Source organism: Kosakonia sp. S42, from assembly GCF_016624785.1.
GTDB classification, from domain to species: Bacteria; Pseudomonadota; Gammaproteobacteria; order Enterobacterales; family Enterobacteriaceae; genus Kosakonia; species Kosakonia cowanii.
On sequence record NZ_JACVTW010000023.1, the window covers coordinates 60,424 to 67,693 of the forward strand.

The window sequence follows — 7,270 nt, forward strand, 5'->3', positions numbered from 1 at the left end:
TATATGAGTGCCATGCAACAGAAACCGCTGGAGGGCGCGCAGCTGGTCATTATGACCATTGCACTTTCACTCGCGACCTTCATGCAGGTGCTGGATTCCACCATCGCCAACGTGGCTATCCCGACGATCGCCGGTAACCTTGGCTCCTCGCTGAGCCAGGGGACCTGGGTGATCACCTCCTTCGGGGTGGCGAACGCCATCTCCATCCCCATTACCGGCTGGCTGGCAAAACGCTTCGGCGAAGTGCGGCTCTTTCTCTGGTCGACAGTGGCGTTTGCCATCGCCTCCTGGGCGTGCGGCGTCTCCAACAGCCTTGGGATGCTGATCTTCTTCCGCGTTATCCAGGGGATTGTTGCCGGGCCGCTGATCCCGCTTTCGCAGAGCCTGTTGCTGAGTAACTACCCACCGGCGAAGCGCTCTATCGCGCTGGCGCTCTGGTCAATGACGGTGATTGTCGCGCCGATTTGCGGGCCGATCCTCGGCGGCTATATCAGCGATAACTACCACTGGGGCTGGATCTTCTTTATCAACGTGCCGATTGGCGCGCTGGTGGTGCTGCTTACCCTGCAAAGCCTGCGCGGACGTGAGACGCGTACCGAGCAGCGGCGTATTGATGGCGTAGGCCTCGCATTGTTGGTGGTGGGTATCGGTAGCCTGCAGGTGATGCTCGACCAGGGGAAAGAGCTGGACTGGTTCAACTCGACAGAGATTATTGTGCTGACGATTGTCGCGGTGATCTCCCTGAGTTTCCTCGTGGTGTGGGAGCTTACCGACGATAACCCGATTGTCGATCTCTCGCTGTTTAAGTCGCGGAACTTCACCATCGGCTGCTTGTGTATCAGCCTTGCCTATATGCTCTACTTCGGCGCAATTGTCTTGCTGCCGCAGCTGTTGCAGGAGGTGTATGGCTATACCGCAACCTGGGCCGGGCTGGCGTCTGCGCCGGTCGGCGTGATCCCGGTACTGCTGTCGCCGATTATTGGCCGCTTTGCGCATAAGCTGGATATGCGCCGGCTGGTGACCTTCAGCTTTATTATGTATGCGGTGTGCTTCTACTGGCGCGCTTATACATTTGAGCCGGGAATGGATTTTGGCGCGTCAGCGTGGCCGCAGTTTATTCAGGGCTTCGCCGTGGCCTGCTTCTTTATGCCACTGACGACCATTACTCTCTCCGGCTTGCCGCCGGAGCGCCTGGCGGCGGCCTCCAGTTTGTCGAACTTTACGCGAACGCTGGCAGGCTCGATCGGCACGTCCATCACCACGACGCTGTGGACCAACCGCGAGTCGATGCACCATGCGCAGCTGACGGAGTCCGTTAACCCCTATAACCCGAACGCGCAGGAGATGTATAACCAGTTGCAGGGAATGGGGATGTCGCAGCAGCAGTCATCAGGCTGGATAGCCCAGCAGATCACCAACCAGGGGCTGATCATTTCGGCAAACGAAATTTTCTGGGTCTCGGCGGGGGTCTTCCTGATACTGCTTGGCCTGGTCTGGTTTGCCAAACCTCCGTTTGGTGCAGGCAGCAGCGGCGGCGCGCATTAACGCCAAATAAAAACGCCTCCGCAGGGAGGCGTTTTTTTTATTTCACGATACCGAGGATCTCAAGCGTCATGATCGACGCCACACCCGGTGGCACCATGCCCGGGATCCCCTGCTCGCCGTATGCCAGCTCGGCGGGGGTATAGATTCGAATCCGCCCTCCGACCACCACTTTTTCAATCCCTGCGCGCATCAGCGGCGGCAGCTCGCTAATTCGCCCGCTGTGTACCGCACCGCGCGACAGCACCTTGCCGGAACTCAGCTTCTCATCAACCCGAAAGCGGATCACATCGCCAGACAGCAGCGCAACGCCCTGCCCTTTCTTCTCCACCAGATAGATGATGCCATTGGCAGTGCGCTCAGCGCCTTTCAGCTTTGCCGCCTCGGCCAGCACGTTTTGTGCCTGTTTCCGGTTCTGCGCCAGCTCGTTTTTCTGCGCATCGCCCATCTTTTTATTCAGGCTTTGCAGCACCTTTTCGATATCGTCGCTCTTCATCTGCAGGCTGCCGGCGAACTTATCCTGAAAGCCCTGCAAAAACGCCTCTGGCAGATATTTTTGCCCGGAGTGGGTCAGCGTGACGCTCTCCTGCTGCGCTTTCGCCGCAAACCAGGCGCCCCAGGCGTAGTTCATTCTGGCGGCGGGCGATCTGTTCTCTGTCAGCAGATAGTGGCTCTGCGCTTTTGGCGGCGCTAACAGCGCAGCACTCTTCTGCTCAGCCTGCGCGCTCTCCTCTGTGCGCTGCTTAAGCTGCGCCTCCAGCGTGGCGATACGCGCGGCCTGATCGCTGACCTGCTTCGTGGCGAGATCAAGCTTGCTGCTTATCTCCTCTTTGGCCTGGATGAGTTGCTTCACCTGCTCCGCGTTTTGCGATGGCGCGGCGGTGTGCTGCTGGCCCTGCTTTTCCAGCGCCTCCAGCTGCTGCTGATGGGTTTTCACCTGCTGCTGCAGATCGCTATTCGCCGTGCGAAACGCCTGTAGGGCTTGCGTGTCATCGGCGTGCTTCTGGCTCGTCTGCGCCAGCTGCTGCTGGCTGGCCTTGAGCTGCTGTTCAAGCTGGCTTTTCTCATCACGCAGATGTTTTAGCGCGTCGCTCTCATTGGCGAGCTTCTGCTTCGTTTCGGCAAGTTGCTGAATATGGGTCTGCAACTGCTGTTTTAACGAGGCACTCTCTTTTGCCACTGCGTCCTGCTTAGCGGGCAGTACAACCGCTGTGGCGCGCTGCTTTTTCTTCAGCGCGGCGATCTGGCGTTGCGCTAACGTAAGCTTACGCTTTAGCTGCGCGACTTCCTTACGCTTCGCCTCACTCTCTTTCGCCTTACTCTGCACCTCAACCGGTGGTGCAGGCGTCGCGTTCGGCTGTGCCGAAAGTCGATCGTTAATAAACGGAGAGTGAGGAGTAACGGCGATAATCTTCTCTTTATTTAACTGCTCAAGTAATGCAGCCGGATCGGCACGAACCCCGGAGGATGAAATAGCTGATAGCAATACAGCTGATGAATATAATAATTTTCTCATAACTGTTTCAGTGCATTTGCGCGCCGGGACATATTCACGAATACCGCGCTGCGTACGCGCGAGCAAACAACTTCAATTTTGTTATCAATTTCCGTCTTCATTATTTCCGCCGAGTTGTTATCAATAATCGGCTGATTTTTTTTGTAGACTTCATAGCTTTGATTAAGGGTGGTGAACTGCTGCTTATAGGTTTCAAATGCCGTTTTGTCGAGACCCTGCAGAGCGGTAAGCAGTTCGTAGCACTGCTGTGTCTCCTGCTTCTGCGGCGCGTCCTGCACCAGCGCAGGTGCTTTTGATTTAACGCAGCCGGTTAATGTAAGTGAGAGACAAAAAGAGAGACATACGTAAGAGATGGGTGAGCGCCGCATAATATCCTCGTTATTCAGGCATTCTTTTCACTGAAATAGATGCAGAAAATAAATACAGAAGGTAACACGTTCGCCTAATAGCGACGTGCGGTGCAAACTATCATGGCAAGATTGAAATAACAATAAGAAGGCGTGGCGGCAGCAAGGATATTATTTATATATTAAGCGCGGGTAATAATTAAAAGAATTAAATAGAGATAATGTATAAAAACTTTCTTATAAATATGAGGGCATATAATAGTGCCGCTTCCTGTTAACCAGAAAGCGGCATAGCAAACTAGATATGCAGTTCCTGCAACTTCTCTTTCGGCAGAGCCAGGTCATCATTGCTGTTGACGCGCACATCGCGATCGAGAATGTGACGCGCGATCTCCTGCGCCTCTTCCAGTGAGTGCATCTGGTATGTACCGCACTGGTAAACGTTCAGCTCAGGGATCTGATTCTGCTCTTTCACTTTCAGCACATCAGCCATCGCCGCTTTCCAGGCATCAGCAACACGCTGCTCATCCGGCGTACCGATCAGGCTCATGTAGAAGCCGGTGCGGCAACCCATCGGCGAAATATCGATAATTTCTACGCCATCACCGTTGAGGTGGTTACGCATAAAGCCAGCGAAAAGGTGCTCCAGCGTGTGGATCCCTTTCTCCGGCATAACTTCTTGATTAGGAATGCAAAAACGCAGGTCGAATACGGTGATGGCGTCGCCGTGCGGCGTGTTCATTGTTTTAGCAACACGGACTGCAGGCGCTTCCATACGGGTATGATCGACAGTGAAGCTATCCAGTAACGGCATTTAGTCACCTCCGACAGTGATTTTTTTTAAAATAAACTGAACTCTTTGTTCACGTGCGAGTCTGAATATATGAAAGACGCGCATTTGTTATCATCATCCCTGTTCTTCGAGAGATGAAATTTTGGCCACAGCGATGTGGCCTTTTTCTTTTCTGCTAGGCGTGACGCGCAAGCAGCGCTTCAAACGATTCGTTATCCCCGGCTTCAATCTCCGCCTGGCGCGCCAGTGAAGCGTGGCATTCCGCAATAAAATCCTCTTCATGCAGAATTTCCAGCGGCTCTTCGCGCAGCTGCGAACGGTACTGCTCGCTCAGCGCTTTACCTGTTCCGCCCATGCCTTCATCGATCATCGAACGCAGAATACGCGCCGAGAAGGTCAGCTCAGGATCGTCAAAGCTAGCGACCAGCTGATCGCATACCGCTTCATACTCGTTGCCACCGTACACGCCATCCAGCGTTTGCGCTACCCGTTTCAGATCGTTAAACAGATCGCGTCCGACATCGGCGAGCGGGTATTGCGCGGTTTCACAGCCTATACCGAGCGTCAGGCCCGGCTTACGGCCTTCGAGGATCACGCGGTTCCAGTTAGTACGCGTACAGAGCAGTTCATCGCTGCTCATCTCCGGCGCATCGGCCAGCACACACCAGACCATAAAGAGATCGAGGAAACGCACCTGCTGCTCATCAACACCAATCGCGGTGAACGGGTTGATATCCAGCGAGCGCACTTCGATATATTCAATGCCGCCGCGCAGCAGCGCATCCGACGGCGTTTCGCCGCTACGGGTCACGCGTTTCGGGCGAATCGGTGCGTAGAGCTCATTTTCGATCTGCAGAATGTTGGTGTTGATTTGCAGATACTTGCCCTCTTTCTGCAAACCGATCTTCGCGTACTCTTCCGACGGCGTTTTGATCGCGCGCTTCAGCGCGACCACGTAATCATGAAGATTATTGAAGGTAATATTGAGGCTGTTCTGCGACTTATTGGTGTAGCCCAAATCGCTTAAGCGCAGCGACGTGGCATAAGGCAGATAGAGCATGCCGTTGTGCATCTTCTCGAAGGGCAGCGACGTCTCTTTACCTTGCAGGAAGGAGGAGCAAATAGCCGGTGAGGCACCGAAAAGATAAGGGATGACCCAGCCGAAGCGATAGTAGTTGCGGATCAGGCGGAAATAGCCCTCCGAGACCGCTTCTTTATCGGTGCTGCCGCTTTTCGCCTGCCAGAACGCCATCGGCAGCGAGAAGTTATAGTGCACGCCGGAGATGGTTTGCATCAGCGCGCCATAGCGATTTTTCAGCCCTTCGCGGTAGAGGGTTTTCAGGCGACCAATATTTGAGGTGCCGTACTGCGCCAGCTCAATTTCCTGCCCCTCTTTGATGTAGCAGGGCATGCTCAGCGGCCAGAGACGCTCATCGCCAATCTGGCGGGCGGTATAGCGATGGATGTCGCGCATGATAGTGAGCATGCGGTCAATATCACCCTCAACCGGGGTGATAAACTCCAGCAGCGCCTCGGCAAAATCCGTCGTAATCCATTTATGAGTTAATGCAGAGCCAAGCGCTGCCGCGTGACCGGTTGTCGCCAAAGACCCATCCGCGTTAACGCGCAGGGTTTCGCGCTCAAGGCCACGTTGGATGCCTTTGAGCGCCTGAGGATGTTTTTCCAGCCAGGACAACGCCTGTGATACGTCCGGGATCAAATTGACCTCCCGCCTGTAATAATCGTTTTATTAAGCATAATTGTAATGGTTGACGATGAAAGGTCACTCACGCAATCCAATTAGTGCCACCACGTCATACCCTGAAGCGTTACGAGGGCGAGAGCCACATAGCGCAACGCTTTGCCAAGGCATAAAAAAAAGAGCACTGGCCCCCACGAAAGGCGTAGCCATCCCGCAAGTATGCACAGCAGATCGCCTATAACAGGCATCCAGCTCAATAACAGCGCCGCGGCGCCGTAACGTTTGAGCCAGCCGGTCGCCCTCTCCTGCCAGCGCGATGATTTACGCTGCGGGAAGAAGCGCCCAAGAATAACGTTAGTCAGCCCTCCAAGGCTATTACCCATTGTTGCTATTACAACAAGCCACCAGGGCTGGCTGACTTTCGCCAACAGCATAGCGACCAGCACCACCTCCGAGTTGCCCGGTAAAATCGTGGCACTGAGAAAACTGCTGGCGAGCAGTGAAAGAAGCGACAGCGCATCGCTCACAATAAGCGGACATCCACAGCGTCCATACCGGCTGCACGCGCCGCCTGCAGGCCGAAGTCGGCATCTTCAAATACCACGCACTGCGATGGCTGTACGCCCATACGTTCTGCGCAGAGTAAAAAGGTATCCGGTGCGGGTTTATGGTGCTGAACGTGATCGGCGGCAATTACCGCATCAAAATAGTGTCGCAGACCGAGATGCGCCAGCAGCGCTTCAGCAACGGCGCTTTCACTTCCGGTGCCAACCGACATCGGGCGACGCCCGTGCCACGCTTTTACCACGTCGATAAGCGGTAACGGGCGCACGCAATCGAGCAGCATCGCTTTTACGGCTGCGGTTTTCTCTTGGGCAAGTAAGTGGGGATCAAGATCGGCCTGGTTTGCTTCGATAATGACCTCGGCGAGACGCCAGGTTGGCGAACCGTTCAGCGCTATCATTGCCTGTTCGTCAAAATGCATGCCGTAACGCGCCAGCACCTCGTACCAGGCTTTGCGGTGGGTTGGTTCAGTATCCAGGATGGTGCCATCCATATCAAAAATCAAACCAGCGTAACGTGCGTACATCATGTTCTCACAAACCGGATAACTAACATTTACTTTAACGTAAACAAGGCTTTTTGTCGCATCCAGCGCGAGATTAGCTTCAGGGAATATGATTTTGGGCAGAATTTCGTCGAAAGTGTGGGAGTTGTGGGGATGATGATTTTGGAAGTATGTAAGGAAGGTGTGAAGAGAGTTTAGGATAAGCGGTGTTGAGGGGAAGAAAACAGAGTTGCTGTTATTGCGCAGAATGTGGTGCATCCGGGAGGATTCGAACCTCCGACCGCTCGGTTCGTAGCCGAGT

General features: G+C 54.4%; 7 protein-coding genes. 1 reads left to right on the top strand and 6 read right to left on the bottom strand.

Annotation, left to right across the window (positions count from 1 at the left end):
- Nucleotides 1-12 precede the first annotated feature (12 nt).
- Nucleotides 13-1,545: a multidrug efflux MFS transporter permease subunit EmrB gene (gene emrB, locus IAE50_RS19615; protein WP_023480531.1), complete on the top strand. Its 1,533-nt coding sequence runs from the start codon at nucleotides 13-15 to the stop codon at nucleotides 1,543-1,545.
- Nucleotides 1,546-1,582: 37 nt separating this feature from the next.
- On the opposite strand, the gene IAE50_RS19620 is transcribed toward emrB, so the two are convergent.
- From IAE50_RS19620 to yqaB, 6 genes are all read right to left on the bottom strand, one after another.
- Nucleotides 1,583-3,058 carry an FKBP-type peptidyl-prolyl cis-trans isomerase N-terminal domain-containing protein gene (locus tag IAE50_RS19620; protein WP_200581007.1) on the bottom strand — a complete coding sequence of 492 codons (1,476 nt, stop codon included), beginning with the start codon at nucleotides 3,056-3,058 and terminating at the stop codon, nucleotides 1,583-1,585.
- Nucleotides 3,055-3,426 carry a hypothetical protein gene (locus IAE50_RS19625; RefSeq protein WP_232045228.1) on the bottom strand — a complete coding sequence of 124 codons (372 nt, stop codon included), beginning with the start codon at nucleotides 3,424-3,426 and terminating at the stop codon, nucleotides 3,055-3,057. Before IAE50_RS19625 ends, IAE50_RS19620 begins: the two co-directional genes overlap by 4 nt.
- A gap of 277 nt (nucleotides 3,427-3,703) precedes the next feature.
- Nucleotides 3,704-4,219 carry an S-ribosylhomocysteine lyase gene (gene luxS, locus IAE50_RS19630; RefSeq protein ID WP_023480587.1) on the bottom strand — a complete coding sequence of 172 codons (516 nt, stop codon included), beginning with the start codon at nucleotides 4,217-4,219 and terminating at the stop codon, nucleotides 3,704-3,706.
- A 154-nt stretch (nucleotides 4,220-4,373) separates the two neighbouring features.
- Entirely contained in the window at nucleotides 4,374-5,918 is a 1,545-nt protein-coding gene (gene gshA / locus IAE50_RS19635) for a glutamate--cysteine ligase (RefSeq protein ID WP_128482274.1), read from the bottom strand.
- Between the two features lie 80 nt (nucleotides 5,919-5,998).
- Entirely contained in the window at nucleotides 5,999-6,427 is a 429-nt protein-coding gene (locus IAE50_RS19640) for a YqaA family protein (protein ID WP_200581008.1), read from the bottom strand.
- Nucleotides 6,424-6,990 carry a fructose-1-phosphate/6-phosphogluconate phosphatase gene (yqaB, locus tag IAE50_RS19645; protein WP_200581014.1) on the bottom strand — a complete coding sequence of 189 codons (567 nt, stop codon included), beginning with the start codon at nucleotides 6,988-6,990 and terminating at the stop codon, nucleotides 6,424-6,426. Before yqaB ends, IAE50_RS19640 begins: the two co-directional genes overlap by 4 nt.
- Nucleotides 6,991-7,270 lie beyond the last annotated feature (280 nt).